Origin of the sequence: Nonomuraea fuscirosea, from assembly GCF_003001935.1 — a bacterium.
Taxonomy (GTDB): domain Bacteria; phylum Actinomycetota; class Actinomycetes; order Streptosporangiales; family Streptosporangiaceae; genus Nonomuraea; species Nonomuraea fuscirosea.
In genome coordinates this window covers 133,537-149,158 of the sequence record NZ_PVNG01000027.1, presented here as the reverse complement: position 1 = coordinate 149,158, position 15,622 = coordinate 133,537, and the positions used below count along the sequence as shown (strand labels likewise).

Annotated in this window: 14 protein-coding genes; all 14 read left to right on the top strand. The window is 71.4% G+C overall.

Annotation, left to right across the window (positions count from 1 at the left end):
• Positions 1-161 precede the first annotated feature (161 nt).
• The 14 genes from B0I32_RS46690 (at position 162) to B0I32_RS46625 (ending at position 15,590) form a co-directional block, all read left to right on the top strand.
• On the top strand, positions 162-1,322 hold the full coding sequence (locus tag B0I32_RS46690) for an ABC transporter substrate-binding protein (RefSeq protein ID WP_245956554.1): 1,161 nt from the start codon (positions 162-164) through the stop codon (positions 1,320-1,322).
• The gene (locus B0I32_RS46685) at positions 1,319-2,230 is read left to right on the top strand and encodes a carbohydrate ABC transporter permease (RefSeq protein ID WP_106250741.1); all 912 of its coding nucleotides are present in this window, start codon (positions 1,319-1,321) and stop codon (positions 2,228-2,230) included. Before B0I32_RS46690 ends, B0I32_RS46685 begins: the two co-directional genes overlap by 4 nt.
• Positions 2,227-2,991, top strand: coding sequence for a carbohydrate ABC transporter permease (locus tag B0I32_RS46680; RefSeq protein WP_106250740.1), 765 nt, complete (start codon positions 2,227-2,229; stop codon positions 2,989-2,991). Before B0I32_RS46685 ends, B0I32_RS46680 begins: the two co-directional genes overlap by 4 nt.
• Positions 2,984-4,831, top strand: coding sequence for a glycoside hydrolase family 127 protein (locus B0I32_RS46675; RefSeq protein WP_106250738.1), 1,848 nt, complete (start codon positions 2,984-2,986; stop codon positions 4,829-4,831). Before B0I32_RS46680 ends, B0I32_RS46675 begins: the two co-directional genes overlap by 8 nt.
• 96 nt (positions 4,832-4,927) lie before the next feature.
• A complete protein-coding gene (locus B0I32_RS46670) occupies positions 4,928-6,982 on the top strand; it encodes a sensor histidine kinase (RefSeq protein WP_245956552.1) in 2,055 nt (684 codons plus the stop codon).
• 99 nt (positions 6,983-7,081) lie between these two features.
• Positions 7,082-8,098 carry a LacI family DNA-binding transcriptional regulator gene (locus B0I32_RS46665; protein ID WP_106250737.1) on the top strand — a complete coding sequence of 339 codons (1,017 nt, stop codon included), beginning with the start codon at positions 7,082-7,084 and terminating at the stop codon, positions 8,096-8,098.
• An 11-nt stretch (positions 8,099-8,109) separates the two neighbouring features.
• The gene (locus B0I32_RS46660; protein WP_219912359.1) at positions 8,110-9,717 is read left to right on the top strand and encodes an FAD-dependent oxidoreductase; all 1,608 of its coding nucleotides are present in this window, start codon (positions 8,110-8,112) and stop codon (positions 9,715-9,717) included.
• Positions 9,718-9,740: 23 nt separating this feature from the next.
• Positions 9,741-10,979: an ABC transporter substrate-binding protein gene (locus tag B0I32_RS46655; RefSeq protein WP_106250734.1), complete on the top strand. Its 1,239-nt coding sequence runs from the start codon at positions 9,741-9,743 to the stop codon at positions 10,977-10,979.
• On the top strand, positions 10,979-11,878 hold the full coding sequence (locus B0I32_RS46650; protein ID WP_106250732.1) for a carbohydrate ABC transporter permease: 900 nt from the start codon (positions 10,979-10,981) through the stop codon (positions 11,876-11,878). The genes B0I32_RS46655 and B0I32_RS46650 overlap by 1 nt, the downstream gene beginning before the upstream one ends.
• A complete protein-coding gene (locus B0I32_RS46645; RefSeq protein WP_219912357.1) occupies positions 11,868-12,692 on the top strand; it encodes a carbohydrate ABC transporter permease in 825 nt (274 codons plus the stop codon). The genes B0I32_RS46650 and B0I32_RS46645 overlap by 11 nt, the downstream gene beginning before the upstream one ends.
• 12 nt (positions 12,693-12,704) lie before the next feature.
• Complete coding sequence (locus B0I32_RS46640; protein ID WP_106250730.1) at positions 12,705-12,974, top strand: sulfurtransferase TusA family protein; 270 nt, start codon at positions 12,705-12,707, stop codon at positions 12,972-12,974.
• A gap of 17 nt (positions 12,975-12,991) precedes the next feature.
• Positions 12,992-14,020, top strand: coding sequence for a LacI family DNA-binding transcriptional regulator (locus B0I32_RS46635; protein ID WP_106250729.1), 1,029 nt, complete (start codon positions 12,992-12,994; stop codon positions 14,018-14,020).
• Between the two features lie 323 nt (positions 14,021-14,343).
• Complete coding sequence (locus B0I32_RS46630; protein ID WP_106250727.1) at positions 14,344-15,147, top strand: alpha/beta fold hydrolase; 804 nt, start codon at positions 14,344-14,346, stop codon at positions 15,145-15,147.
• Entirely contained in the window at positions 15,144-15,590 is a 447-nt protein-coding gene (locus tag B0I32_RS46625; protein WP_106250725.1) for a YdeI/OmpD-associated family protein, read from the top strand. Before B0I32_RS46630 ends, B0I32_RS46625 begins: the two co-directional genes overlap by 4 nt.
• Positions 15,591-15,622: the final 32 nt, after the last annotated feature.

Below are 15,622 nucleotides of genomic sequence, written 5' to 3'. Positions count from 1 at the left end.
GGGCCTCTTGTTTCTTCTACGTTTCCGAAAACCTTTAAGTCCAGGAGCACATCATGAGACGAAGGCTGGCCGGGATCTCCCTCCTAGGTGTGTTAGCGCTCACAGCCGCAGCTTGCGGCGGCGGAGGCGGCGGAGGCGGCGCCACGCCCGCGGACGGTCCCGTGACGATCACCATGTGGACCCGCGCGGCCACCCAGACGCAGACCGAGCGCCTGGTCCAGGCCTACAACAGCAGCCACAAGAACCAGGTCAAGCTCACGGTCATCCCGACCGACAACTACCAGCCGCGCATCGCGGCGGCGGCCGGGGCCAAGCAGTTGCCGGACGTCTTCGCGGCCGACGTCATCTTCGTCCCGAACTACACCTCCCAGGGCCTGTTCATGGACGTCACCGACCGGATCGCGGCGCTGCCGTACAAGGACAAGCTCGCCCCCTCGCACATGAAGCTCGGCACGCTGGACGGCAAGCAGTACACGCTCCCGCACACCCTGGACCTGTCCGTCTGGTTCTGGAACAAGGACCTGTACGAGAAGGCCGGCCTCGACCCCGAGCAGGGGCCGAAGACGCTGAAGGAGTTCGCCCGGCACGCCACCACCATCCACGACAAGCTGGGCGAGGACGGCAAGGTCCACGGCACCTTCTTCGGCGGCAACTGCGGCGGCTGCTACGTCTTCACCTTCTGGCCGTCGGTCTGGGCCGCGGGCGCGCAGGTGATGAACGACGACGGCACGGCCTCGCTCAACGACCAGCCGGTCATGACCGAGGTGTTCCGGATCTGGCGCGAGCTGTACGAGAAGAAGGCCACCGGACCGACCGCCAAGGAGGAGCAGGGCCCGACCTGGACCGGCTTCTTCCCCAAGGGCGAGATCGGCGTCATGCCGATGCCCTCGACCACGCTCGGCCTGATGCCCAAGGAGATGAAGATCGGCGTCACCCCGATCGCGGGCCCCGACGGCGGCGAGTCCACGTTCGTCGGCGGCGACTCGGTGGGCATCTCCGCCACCAGCGAGCACGCCGACGCCGCCTGGGAGTTCCTGTCCTGGACAGTCTCCGACGACGCCCAGATCGAGGTCATGGCCAAGAACAAGGACGTGCTCGCGCGCACCGACCTGGCCGGCAACAAGTACTCCGCCGAGGACCCGCGGGTGGTGCTGATCAACTCGCTGGTGGCCAAGGGCCAGACGCCGTACGCGCTGCGCTTCGGCCAGACCTACAACGACCCGCAGGGCCCGTGGCTGCGCCTGGCCCGTGAGGCGGTGTTCGGCGACGCGGCGAAGGTCGCGCAGCTGAACGCCGAGATCACGAAGTCGCTGCAGCAATGACGCTGACGGTCACGAGATCCGGGCGGGCGGCACACGCGGCGCCGCCCGCCCGGTGGCGCGGCAGGAAGGTGCAGGGCTGGCTGTACGCGGCCCCGACGGCGGTCATCGTGGGCGTGCTGTTCCTCGCACCCCTCGTGCTGGTCGTCTGGATGTCGCTCAACCGCTGGCCGCTGCTCGGCCCGGCCACCTTCAACGCCCCGGACAACTACCTCAAGATCGCCGACAATCCACTGTTCGTGGACGCGGTCGTGTTCACGCTCAAGTACACGGTGATCACCACGGTCCTGCTGTCGGGCGTGGCGCTCGGGCTGGCGCTGCTGGTGCAGGAGCGCAGGCCCGGCATCGCCTTCTTCAGGACCGCGTTCTTCCTGCCCGGCGCGGTCGGCTTCGCGGCGGCGGGCCTGCTGTTCTACGGGATGCTGAACAACGACTTCGGCCCCATCGACCCCATGCTCCAGGCGCTCGGCATCACCGGTGAGCCGGTGAAGTGGATCGGCACCCCGAACATGGCGCTGTTCTCCACGATCACGCTGGTGCTGTGGCGCTTCGCCGGGTTCAACATGCTCATCCTGCTGACCGGCCTGCAGGCGATCCCGACCGAGGTGTACGAGGCCGCGAGGAGCGACGGGGCCAACCGGTGGCAGATCTTCACCAAGATCACGCTGCCGCTGCTGCGCCCGACGCTGGCGCTGATGCTGATCCTCAGCGTCACCGGCTCGCTGCTGGCCTTCGACCAGTTCTTCGTCTTCACCAACGGCGGCCCGGACAACAGCACGGTCTCCATGGTCATGGTCGTCTACCGCGACGCCTTCTTCCGCTTCGACCTCGGCGGCGCGGCGGCCCTGTCGGTCGTGCTGCTCGCGGCCCTGGTCGGGCTCAACACGCTGATGATGAGGAGGCTGCGGTGAGCCGCTACCTCACGCTGTCCGCGCTGGCGGTGCTGTTCCTGTTCCCGCTGGCGTGGAGCGGCTACGCGTCGCTGGAGGAGCCGTCCAACTACCTGGAGATGGCCGGGTTCGGCGAGGGTCTGGACACGTACGCGACCAACAGCGTGCTGGTGTCCGTCATGACGGTGGGCGGCACGCTCGTCGTCTCGGCGCTCGGCGGCTACGGGTTCGCCCGGTTCGACTTCCCGGGCAAGAACCTGCTGTTCCTGGCCACGCTGGCGATCCTCATGGTGCCGTACGCGACGATCCTGATCCCGCTCTACGTCCTGCTCGGCTACCTCGGCCTGCAGAACTCCCTGGTCGGGCTGTCGCTGGTGTTCGTGATGTTCCAGCTCCCGTTCGCGCTGTTCATGATGCGCAACGCGTTCGAGGCGCTGCCGCGCGAGCTGGAGGAGGCCGCGCTGGTGGACGGGTGCGGCACGTTCCGCGCCTTCTCCAGGGTGCTGCTGGCCGCCGTGCGGCCGGCGCTGATCACGGTGGGGCTGTTCGCCTTCCTCGCCTCGTGGAACGACTTCTTCGCCCCGCTCATCCTGCTCAACGACGGCTCGTCGTTCACGCTGCCGGTGGCCGTGGTCAGCATGACGCAGCACACGTTCGGCGCCGTCGACTACGGCATGCTCCAGGCCGGCGTCATGGTCATGGCCCTCCCCTGCCTCATCCTCTTCATCGTGCTGCAGCGCCACTACGTGCGCGGATTCATGTCAGGAGCTCTGCGTGGCTAATCCCGTCCTGCCCTCATCGGGCGTCCTGTCCCCCATCGGCCTCGACGCGGTACGCCTCTCGCCCGGCTTCTGGGGCGACCGGGCCGCGCTCAACCGCGAGGTCACGATCGACCACTGCCGGGAATGGGAGGAACGAGAAGGCTGGATCGGCAACTTCAGGGGCGAGCGGCCCCGCAGGGGGCGGGAGTTCAGCGACTCCGAGATATACAAGCTGCTCGAAGCCATGGCCTGGGCCGGCCATCCCGGGCTGCCCGCACTGGCCGAGACGGTGGCGCAGGCCCAGGAGGGCGACGGTTACCTCAACACGCGCTGGTCCGGCAGCCGCTACACCGACTTCGAGTGGGGTCACGAGCTCTACTGCTACGGCCACCTCATCCAGGCGGGCGTGGCCCGGCTGCGCACGCACGGCGAGGATCTGCTGACGGAGGTGGTCGTCAAGGCCGCCGACCACGTGTGCCGCCGCTTCATGAACGGCACCGAGACCTGCGGCCACCCCGTGATCGAGATGGCGCTGGTCGAGCTCTACCGGACCACCGGCACCGAACGCTACCTGGAGATGGCCCGCCGCTTCGTCGACCGTCGCGGGCTGCCCGCCCTGGCCGACATCCCCTTCGGCCGCGGCTACTACCAGGACGACGTGCCGGTCAGGCAGGCTCAGGTGTTCCGCGGGCACGTCGTACGCGCGCTCTACCTGGCCTCCGGCGTGGTGGACGTGGCGATCGAGACGGGGGACCAGGAGCTGCTGAAGGCGGTCGAGTCCCAGTGGGAGCGGACGGTCGCGCGGCGGACCCACCTGACCGGCGGCATGGGCTCGAGGCATGCCGACGAGTCGTACGGCGAGGACTACGAGCTGCCGCCGGACCGGGCCTACAACGAGACCTGCGCCAGCATCGCCTCCGTCATGCTGGCGCACCGGCTGCTGCTGGCCACCGGCGACGTCCGCTACGCCGACCTGACCGAGCGCACGCTCTACAACATGCTCGCGACCGGCGTGGCGCTGGACGGCCGCTCGTTCTTCTACGCCAACCCGCTGCAGGTACGGGTGCCGGCGGTGCCGCACGACGGCGTCAACCACGCGGCGGAGGGCGGGCTGCGTTCGCCCTGGTTCGACGTGTCCTGCTGCCCGAACAACATCGCCCGCACGCTGGCGTCCCTGCCCGCCTACCTGGCCGCCGGGACCGGCGACGGGATCGTGCTGCACCACTTCACGCCGTCGGAGATCCGGCACGGGCGGCTGGCGGTGCGGGTGGAGACCGGCTACCCGTGGACCGGCTCGGTGCGGGTGCGGGTGCTGGAGGACGGCGCGGGCCGCATCGGCCTGCGCGTCCCCGCCTGGGCGGCGGACGCGACGCTGGCCCGCGTGCCCGTCTCCGCCCAGGACGCGCCGCTGCCCGAGGGGCCGGTCGTGCGGCCGGTGAGTCCCGGGTACGTGCACGCCGACGGGCCGTGGCGGGCCGGCGACGAGCTCCGGCTTGAACTGCCGATGCGGCCGCGGTGGACGTTCCCCGATCGGCGGATCGACGCGCTGCGGGGCAGCGCGGCGGTCGAGCGGGGACCGCTGGTCTACTGCGCGGAGTCGGTGGCCGACGAGCCGCCGCTGGGCGATCTGACGGTCCGCGCCGAGCCGCCGGTGGAGCGGCCGGCGGGTGACGGGGCCGAGGGGGTGGTCGAGTTGGAGGTGGCCGCCTCGCTCGGCGGCTCCGGCTCCAAGGACGGGTGGCCGTACGGGGCGGCGGATGCTCCGGGGGACGGCGGTGACGTGCGGTTGCGGCTGATTCCCTACCACCGGTGGGGGAACCGGGGGCCGGCGACCATGCGCGTCTGGCTGCCGACAAGGTAGTCGGGTAGCGCCTATTCTGTCCTGGCCCCGCCCGTTTCGCGGGGCCAGGACGGACGGGTACGCCGGGCTCGGGCGGGGAAGGCGGAGGGCAGCACGATGGCCGAACTCGCCGACACGACAGACGACCCCGGGCGCGCACGGCGGATGAGTGGTGCGGCCGTGGTGGCGGCCATCATGGCCGTGGCCTCCCCGGTGCTGGGGCTGGCCACGATCCTGGTCTGGCTCGGTCTGCCCGCCGAGTGGGCTCCCACAAAAACGGTCAGCCCGCAGTCCGCCGTCGTCTTCACCTTCCCGGCGGTCGGCGCGTTCCTCATCTACCACCGGCCCCGCCTGAACATGGCCTGGCTCATGTGCGCGGGCGGGCTGGCCGCCGGGATCAGCGACGTGTCCAGCGCGCTCATGTTCCGCGCCGCCGCCGGCGGCGAGCTCGCCCTGGCCGGCTGGTTGCGGGTGCCGACGCAGCTCGGCTGGGCGGTGTGCGGGCTGGCGCTGACGATGGTACTGCCGCTGTACTCGCCGGACGGCCGGCTGCCCTCCCCGCGCTGGCGGCCCGCGCTGTGGCTGGGCTGCCTGTCGATCACGGCCGCGACCGTGCACAACCTGTTCCGGATGACGCCGCCCCGCGAGGGGTACCCGTACCCGGAGGTCATCCCCAGCCCGCTGGGGATTCCCGCGCTGGCGCCGTACATGGAGAGCGTGAACGTCGTCGGCTGGGCCGGCATCTACACGGCGATGGCGCTGTCGGCGCTGTCGCTGCTGACCCGGATGCGGCGGGCCGATCCGGCCACCCGACGGCAGATCGGCTGGCCGCTGTTCGCCTTCGCCGGCTACATCGTCTTCCTGGTCCTGGCCGCGATCTGGCCGGTGTTCATGTGGCCGGCCATTGTGTGGGCGGCGGCGATCCCGTTCGCGGTGGCGTTCTCGGTCATGCGGTACCGGCTCTACGGGATCGACACCGTCGTCAGCCGGGCCCTTGTCGCGGCCGGCCTGGTGATCGTGGTCAGCGCCGTCTACTTCGGCGCGGGCGCGCTGTCCGGGCTAGTCGTCTCCGGCTACGACCAGGTGGCCGGGATCACCGCCGCGCTGTTCGCGGGCGCGTTCTTCCAGCCGCTGCGCCGCGCCCTGCAACGGGTCGTGGACCTGCTGCTGTACGGCGCGGTGGGCGACCCGGGCGTGCTGGCCGGGCGGCTGACCCAGGCCGTGCGCCGGGGTGATCCGGCCGAGGCGCTGACCTCGGTGGTCAGCGTGCTGCGCGACGGGCTCGCGGTCGAGGGCGTGGCGGTGGAGGTGGCCGACGGCGAGCCCCGCTACGTCGAGAGCGGGCGCGTCGGGCCGGCCGCGCGCGAGGTGCCGCTGGTCTGGCACGGGACCCGCGTCGGCCGCCTGCTCGTCGGCCCGCCGGGGCCGCGCCGCTTCCCCGCCGCGCACAACGAGCGCGTCCTGGCCACGCTCACCCCGTACGCGGCGGACGTGGCGCACGCCGTGCGGATGGCCGCCGACCTGCAACGTTCGCGGGAACGCATCCTGACGGCCAGGGAGGAGGAGCGCCGCCGCCTGCGCCGCGACCTGCACGACGGCCTCGGCCAGACCCTGTCGGCGATGGCCATGACCATCAACATGGCCCGCCTGAGCCTCAAGAGCTCCCCCGAGGCCGCCGACGAGCTGCTGCGCGAGCTGCACACCGGCATGGGCGCCGTCACCAGCGACATCCGCGAGCTCGTGTACGGCCTGCGCCCGCCCGCGCTCGACGACCTGGGGCTGGCCGGCGCGATCCGGGACCTGGCCGGCCGGTCGTCCTCAGGCGTCGAGGCCGAGGTGGAGATCGGCGGCGACCTGTCCGACCTGCCGGCGGCCGTGGAGGTGGCGGTCTACCGCATCGTCCAGGAGGCCCTGACCAACATCCGCAGGCACGCGGGCGCGTCGCGGGCCATGATCGCCGTGCACCGGGAGGAGGGGGTGCTGCGGATGCTGATCGGCGACGACGGCCGGGGGCTGCCCGAGTCGCACCGGGCGGGCGTGGGGCTCGGCTCGATGCGCGAGCGGGCCGCCGAGCTCGGCGGCATCTGCGTGGTGACCGGCGAGCCGGGCGCGGGCACCCGGGTCGAGGTCGCGCTCCCCCTCACCTCCACGCCACCGGTGATAATCCGCTAATCCGGATTAGCGCTGCGGGAACTCTTGACACCATGCGGCCGCGCAGCGAACAATTCCAGGCATCGCCCCGCGCTAATGCGCATTAGCTAGGATCACCGCATGCCTCCCCCAGTCCCGTCACGACGCCTGACCCAGCGCGACATCGCCCGGCTGGCCGGTGTCAGCCAGACCACCGTCTCCCTGGTGCTCAACAACCGCGCCGACGCCGAGTCCCGCATCCCCGCCGAGACCCGGGACCGCGTGCTGCGGGTGATCCAGGAGACCGGCTACGTCGCCGACCCGGCGGCCCGCAGGCTGGCGGCAGGGCGCAACCGCATCCTCGGCGTCTTCACCTACGAGCCCGTCTTCCCCAGCGCGACCGGCGACTTCTTCCACCCGTTCCTGATCGGCATCGAGGAGTGCGCGGAGCAGCGCGGCTGCGACCTGCTGCTGTTCACCAGCGCGCCCACGGTCGACGGGCGCAAGCGCGTCTACCACCAGGACCACCGGCTCCGGCTGGCCGACGGGTGCGTGCTGCTGGGCCGCGAGCTGGACCGCGAGGACCTGGCCAGGCTGGTGGCCGAGGACTACCCGTTCGTGTCGGTGGGCCGCCGCGACGACGCGGGCGGCACGGTGCCGTACGTCGGTGCCGACTATCCGGCCGCCGTCGGCGAGCTGGTCGCGCGGACGCGGGCGATGGGCCACGAGCGCGTCGCCTATCTCGGCCACGGCCGCGGCCCCGAGTCGTACGTGGACCGCTACCGCGGCTACGCCGAGTCCGTGCCCGAGCCGCTGCGGCTCGACCCGGGCGAACCCGCGGAGATGGCCGAGCGGGTGCTGGCCGCGGGCGTGACGGCGGTGCTGGCCGAGGAGTATGCCGACGGCGTCGCCCTGACCGACGTGCTGGGCCGGCGCGGCGTCTCCGTCCCCGGCGACCTGTCGGTGCTCACGCTGGGCGATCCGACCCGGCCCGCGCCCACCGACGTCGACTTCACCGGCTTCCGCATCCCGCGCAGGGAGATGGGACGCCAGGCGGTGGAGGACCTGACCGAGCTGGTCGAGGGCGGTTCACCCGTCCAGCGGCTGCTGCCGTGCGAGTACACCGAGGGCGCCACGCTGGCGCCCGTACGCAGATGAAAGGACCGGATTTGCGCGAGTCGAGCACCGAGGTGCTGATCGTCGGGGGCGGCCTCGGAGGGGTCGCCGCGGCGCTGGCCGCCCTGCGGGCCGGCCGGAAGGTGGTGCTGACCGAGGAGTACGACTGGCTCGGCGGCCAGCTGACCAGCCAGGCCGTCCCGCCGGACGAGCACACGTGGGTCGAGCGGTTCGGCGTGACCGCGAGTTACCGGGCGCTGCGCGACGGCATCCGCGACTACTACCGGCGTCACTACCCGCTGACCGAGGCCGCCCGCGCATGGGGTGAGCTCAATCCCGGCGCGGGCCACGTGAGCCCGCTCTGTCACGAGCCGCGGGTGGCGGTGGCGGTGCTGGAGGCCATGCTGGCCCCCTACCGGGGCGGCGGGCGGCTGACCGTGCTGCAGCCGTACCGGCCGGTCGGGGCGGAGGTCGACGGCGACCGGGTGACGGCCGTGCGGCTGGCGCACCGCGACGATCCCGGCGACGAGATCTGGGTCGCCGCGCCGTACATGCTGGACGCCACCGAGACCGGCGAGCTGCTGCCGCTCACCGGCACCGAGTACGTCACCGGCTTCGAGTCGCAGGCCGACACCGGCGAGCCCAGCGCCCCCGCCACCGCCCAGCCGATGAACATGCAGGCCGTGTCCGTCTGTTTCGCCCTCGACCACGTGGACGGCGACCACACGATCGACCGGCCGGAGCGCTACGACTTCTGGCGGGCGTACCAGCCGGAGTTCTGGGGCGGGCCGATGCTCGGCTGGCGCAGCCCCAACCCGCGCACGCTGGAGATCTCCGAGCGTTCCTTCACCCCCAACCCCGGCGACGACGCGCTGCGGGTCCGCGCCGACCAGCGGCGCAACCCCGGCGACGGCAACCTGTGGACCTTCCGCAGGATCGCCGCCCGCGACCTGTTCGCGCCGGGCGCGTACGCCAGCGACATCACCCTGGTCAACTGGCCGATGATCGACTACATGGAGGGCCCGGTCATCGACGTGCCCGACGCGGCCGAGCATCTGGCGGCGGCGCGCGAGCTGTCGAGGTCGGTGCTCTACTGGCTGCAGACCGAGGCGCCCCGCCCCGACGGCGGCACCGGGTGGCCGGGGCTGCGGCTGCGCGGCGACGTGACGGGCTCGGCCGACGGCCTGGCCCAGGCCCCGTACGTACGGGAGTCGCGCCGGATCCTGGGCGAGTACACGATCGTCGAGCAGGACCTGTCGATGGCCGTGCGCGGCGACAAGGGCGCCGCCCGCTACGCCGACTCGGTCGGCATCGGCATGTACCGGATCGACCTGCACCCCTCGACCGGCGGCGACAACTACCTGGACGTGCCGAGCAGCCCGTTCGAGCTGCCCCTCGGCGCGCTGCTCCCCCGCCGCGTGCACAACCTGCTGCCCGCCGGCAAGAACCTGGCCACCACCCACATCACCAACGGCTGCTACCGCCTGCACCCGGTCGAGTGGAACATCGGGGAGGCCGCGGGCGCGCTGGCCGCGTTCTGCCTCGACCGGTCCACGGCCCCGCACGCCGTGCGGGCCGACCCCGCCCTGCTCGCCGACTTCCAGGAACGCCTGGAGGAGCAGGGCGTCGAACTCCACTGGCCGGACGTGTCCGGCTACTGATCCCCCCTTTGTTAGGAGCGCCGATGCGCATCACCATGGCCGCCGCCGGGCTTGCGGGACTGCTCGTCCTGACCGCCTGTGGCTCGGGCGCCGAGCCCGCCGCCACCGGCCCCGCCACGCTGCGAATGACGATCTGGACCGGCAACGCCGAACACCTGTCCCTGCTCAACTCGATCGCCGACGAGTACAAGAAGACGCACCAGGACGTGGCGGCGATCAAGTTCGACACGCTGCCGATCGAGAACTACACGACGACCCTGACCACGCAGATCGCCGGCGGCAACGCCCCCGACCTGGCCTGGATCCTGGAGAACTCCGCGCCCGACTTCGTCGGCTCCGGCGCCCTCGCGCCGCTGGACAACCTGGTCCAGCCGGAGCAGCTCGCGCCCGCAACGACGAAGCTGTGGCAGCAGGAGGGCAAGCTCTACGCCTACCCGTTCTCCACCTCGCCCTTCGGTGTCTTCGTCAACCTCGACCTGCTGAAGCAGGCCGGGCAGAAGCCGCCCAAGGCGGGCTGGACGTGGGAGCAGGCCGTCGCGGCGGCCGCCGCCGTGAACAAGGAGAGCGGCAAGGCCGGCCTGGTGGTGCGCGACTTCGACTACAAGGGCTGGGACAACCTGGCCACCGTGTGGGGCGGCTGGGGCGCCGAGGCGTGGAGCGAGGACGGCAAGACCTGCGGCTTCGCCAAGCCGGAGATGGTCGAGGCGATGACCTTCCTGCACAAGGCGATCTTCACCGACAAGGCGCTGCCCGCGCCCGGCACCACCGCCGACTTCTTCGCCGGTGAGGCCGGGATGACGATCACCCAGATCTCGCGCGCCTCGCTGCTCAAGGACGCCACCTTCAAGTGGGACCTGATCCCGCTGCCCACCGGCCCGAAGGGCGCCTACAGCGTCATCGGCCAGGCCGGCATCGGCGTCATCAAGAAGAGCCCGAACGCCGCCAAGGCCGCCGACTTCCTGTCGTTCCTCTCCAACCCCGACAACTCCGCCAAGCTCGGCCAGTACTTCCCGCCGCCGCGCACCCAGCTGCTCACCGCCGAAAGCCTGGGCAAGAGCAACCCGCTGCTCAAGCCCGAGCAGCTCCAGCAGGTCGTCATCGACGGCATCTCCACCGGCCGGGTCAAGCCCAGCCACGCCGGGCAGGCCGAGCTGGCGCAGACCGTGCGGGCCCAGCTCGACCAGCTCTGGCAGCCGGGCGCGGACGTGACGAAGACGCTGGCCGGGGTGTGCACCGCGATCCAGCCGATGCTGGCCAAGTGATGCCCGACCGTACGACGTGGTGGACGGCGAGCCGCAGGGACCACCTGGTGGGGTACGCCTTCGTGGCCCCCCAGCTGCTCGGGAGCCTGCTGTTCGTCTTCCTCCCGCTCGGCCTGGTGCTCTACTACAGCCTGCACGAGTGGAACGTGCTGGCCGACACGTTCGAGTTCGTCGGCGGCGAGAACTACCGGCAGCTGCTCGCCGACCCCAACGTGCCCAAGGTGCTGGGCGCCACCGCGCTGTTCTCCGTCGGTCTGGTGGTGTTCAACCTGTCGCTGGCCATGCTGCTGGCGGTGCTGCTCAACCAGCGGCTGCGCGGCACGGTGGTGTTCAGGACGCTGTTCTTCTCGCCGGTGGTGGTCTCGCTGGTCGCCTGGACGATCGTGTGGGGCTTCCTGCTCCAGTCGAACGGCGGCGTCAACGCCCTGCTCCAGACCGTGGGCGTCGAGGGGCCCAACTGGCTGCGTACAGGGACGGGGGCGATGGTGTCCGTGATCGGCGTCCAGGTGTTCAAGAACGTCGGGCTCAACATGGTGCTGTTCCTGGCCGCGCTGCAGGGCGTGCCCAAGGAGCTGTACGAGGCCGCCAGGATGGACGGGGCCGGGGCGTGGACCAGGTTCGCCCGGATCACGCTGCCCATGATCAGCCCGACCGTGCTGCTCACCTCGATCATCACGGTGGCCGGGTCGCTGCAGGTGTTCGCCCAGATCGCGGTGCTCACCCAGGGCGGTCCTGGCACCTCCACGACCGTGCTGGTCTACTACCTCTACCAGCAGGCCTTCCAGTTCCACCACTTCGGTTACGGCGCCACGCTGTCGGTGCTGCTCTTCGTGATCGTGCTCGCCCTCACCGTGCTGCAGTGGCGGATGCGCAGGAGGTGGGTGTTCCTTGAGGCGTAAGACCCTCCTGTACGGCGTGCTGTGCGTCCTGTGCGTGCCCTTCGTCTTCCCGACCTGGTGGATGGTCACCTCGTCGCTGAAGCCGGTGAGCGACATCTTCGCCTTCCCGCCCTCGCTGCTGCCCGGCCGGCCGCAGCTGGAGGCGTACCGGCAGGTGTTCGAGCTGCAGCCGTTCGCCCAGCAGTACTGGAACAGCCTCTACATCGCCGCCGTCGTCACCGTCGGCACGTTGGCGGTGTCGTCGCTGGCCGGATGGGCGTTCGCGCGCATCCGCTTCCGCGGCTCGAACGCGTTGTTCCTGGTCATCCTGGTCGGCCTGCTGATCCCCAGCGAGGTCACGATCGTGCCGTTGTTCCGGCTGTTCCACTCGGCCGGGCTGACCGACACGCACTGGCCGCTGATCCTCATCCCGATCCTGGGCGCGCCGAGCGTGCTGGCCACGTTCATCATGCGGCAGTTCTTCCTGGCGCTGCCGAAGGAGCTGGACGAGGCGGCGGCGGTCGACGGGCTGGGGCGGCTGGCCACGTTCTGGCGGATCGGGCTGCCGCTGGCCAGGCCGGCGGTCGGCGCGGTGGCCATCTTCACGTTCCTGCATAGCTGGAACCTCTACCTGGAGCCGATCGTGTTCCTGTCCACGCCGGAACGGTTCACGCTGCCGCAGGCGCTGACCCAGTTCGTGGACGCCTACGGCGGGCCGATGTGGAACGTGCAGCTGGCCGCGGCCTCGCTGACCGCGCTGCCGGTGCTGGTGGTGTTCGTGGTGGCGCAGAAGCAGTTCGTGGAAGGACTGGCACATACGGGACTCAAGGGGTGATTTCCTAGAGGTATGCCTGATCTCGTGGTCGACGGGGGCGACAAGCTCTGCGTGCAGCTGCTCCTCGAACTGCGCGCCCACGTGCGCGCGGCCGGTCCCGGCGCGGTGATCCACCTGATCGCCGCCGATCCGGCCGCGCCCGTGGACCTGCCCGCGTGGTGCCACCTGACCGGGCACACCTATCTCGGCCCCGTCGAAGGGGCGGAGCGGGCCACCTACGCCCTGCGCGTGGCCCCGGCCGCCAAGGAGACCCGGGAATCGAAACCCTGGCACACGGCTTAAGCGGTTAATATCAAACGGTGAAACGCCCCACCATCGCCGACATCGCCAGCCGGGCTGGAGTGTCCAAGGTCGCGGTCTCCTACGCGCTCAACGGGCAGCCCGGGGTGTCGGAGGCGACGCGGGCCAGGATCGTCGCCATCGCCGACGAGATCGGCTGGCGTCCCAACAGCGCGGCCAGGGCGCTCAACGGCGCCCGCGCCAACTGCGTCGGCCTCGCGCTGTGCCGGCCCGCCCGCATCCTGGGCGTCGAACCCTTCTTCATGGAGCTGATCAGCGGCATCGAGGGCGTGCTCGCCGACCGCTCCTACGCGCTGCTGCTCCAGGTGGTCACCAGCCACCAGCAGGAGAGCGAGGTCTACCGGCACTGGTGGGGCGAGAGCCGCATCGACGGCGTCTTCCTCGTCGACCTGCACTACTCCGACTCCCGGGTGAGCGAGCTGGAGCGGCTCGGCATGCCGGTCGTGGTCATCGGCCATCCGTCGGAGTCGGGCTCGCTGTCGGCCGTCTGGTCCGACGACGGCGAGGCCGTCCGCGAGACCGTCGGCTACCTGGTGGCGCTCGGCCACCGGCGCATCGCCCGGGTGGCCGGGCTGCCCGAGCTGGTCCACACGACCGTCCGCGACCAGGCGTTCGCGCAGGCGTGCGCGGGCATCGGCGAGCACGCCGTCGAGCACGTCATCGTGCACACCGACTACACCGGCGAGGAGGGCGCCCGGGCCACCAGGCGGCTGCTCAGCTCGCCCGACCGGCCCACCGCCATCATCTACGACAACGACATCATGGCCGTGGCGGGCCTGTCGGTGGCCCAGGAGATGCGGGTGGACGTGCCGCGCGACCTGTCCATCGTGGCCTGGGACGATTCGCCGCTGTCGCAGGTCGTCCGGCCGCCGCTGACCGCGCTCACCCGGGACATCCCGGCGTACGGGGCGCACGCGGCGCAGCGCCTGCTCGCGCTGATCGCCGGCGAGAGCGTGCCCCCCTTCGAGGACCAGGCCGCCATCCTCACCCCTCGCGGCAGCACCGGCCCCGCCCACACCGGCGCGTAGCCTCCGGGCGCGCAGCACCGCGGCTCTCGGTTCCTGGACGCCGTCCCCGGCGGGCGCGGGAACTCGCGGCGCGTGTCCGGGGCGGGGGCGGCGGCTGGCAGACCGCGGCTCCTGGCCCGGACACGCGCCGCCCCCTCCTTCGCGGCGTCAAGCCCTTCGGGAGCCGTCCCGGCGTCCCCCGCGCGAGACGGCTCCAGATGTACCCGAGTGCCACATGCCTGCTTCGCGTACGCCCGTACCTAAATGAGATGGGAAATCCAGCGAATTGTGACCTGGCGGCCAGGTCTTGACAAATTTTTTTGTCGGCAACTACTGTCGACACCATGAGCAACGTCACGTCCGCGGACGGCACCCGCATCGCCTACACCCGCGCCGGCTCCGGCCCGGCGGTCGTCCTCGTGGACGGCGCGCTCAGCCACCGCGCGCAGAGCATCAACGCCGGCCTGGCCACCGCCCTGGCCGCGCACTTCACCGTCTACACCTACGACCGGCGCGGCCGGGGCGAGAGCGGCGACACCCTGCCCTCCATGCCCTTCGCTCCTGAGCGCGAGGTCGAGGACCTGGCCGCGCTCGTCGCCGAGGCCGGCGGCCCCGTGCGCCTCTACGGCACCTCGTCCGGCGCCGCCCTCGCCCTGGCCGCCGCCGACAGCGGGGTCCCGGTCGAGCGGCTGGCCCTGTACGAGCCGCCGTTCATCGTGGACGCCACCCGGCCACCCATTCCCGATGACTATCTGCGCACGCTGGACGACCTGGTCGCCGCCGACCGGCGCGCCGACGCGGTGCGTTACTTCATGCGCAGGGGCGTCGGGCTGCCCGGGTTCGTCGTGGCCATGATGCGGTTCATGCCCGCCTGGTCCACGCTCAAGGCGCTGGCGCACACGCTGCCCTACGACGCGGCGTTCGTCGCGCCGTACGAGCACGGCGCGCCCTATCCCGCCGCCGACTGGGCCTCGGTCAAGGTGCCCACGCTGGTCATGGACGGCGGCAAGAGCCAGGTCTGGATCAGGAACGCGGCCCGCGCGCTGGCGGAGCACCTGCCCGAGGCCACCTACCGCACGCTCGAAGGGCAGACCCACATCGTCAAGCCGGAGGCGCTGGCGCCCGTACTGGAGGGATTCTTCCGATGAGGTTCCGCACCACGATCGAGCTGAACGGCAAGACCGCGACGGGGTTCGAGGTCCCGGCCGCCGTCGTCGAGGAGTTCGGCGCGGGCAAGCGGCCGCCCGTGACCGTCACGGTCAACGGCCACACCTACCGCAGCACGGTGGCTTCGATGGGCGGCCGGTTCCTGCTGCCGCTCAGCGCGGAGAACCGGGAGGCCGCCGGGGTGGCGGCGGGCGACGAGGTCGAGGTGGAGCTGGCCGCCGACACCGCGCCGAGGGAGGTCGAGGTGCCCGCCGACCTGGCGGACGCGCTCGACGCCGCGCCGGAGGCCAAGGCGTTCTTCGAGAGCCTGTCGTACTCGGGCAAGCGGCGTTACGTGCTGGCCGTCGAGGCCGCCAAGAAGCCGGAGACCCGGCAGCGGCGCATCGCCGACACGGTCACCAAACTCGCCGCCGGCCTCCGCTGAGCCGCGCGGCCGGCTGACGTAAGGCGGCCGCG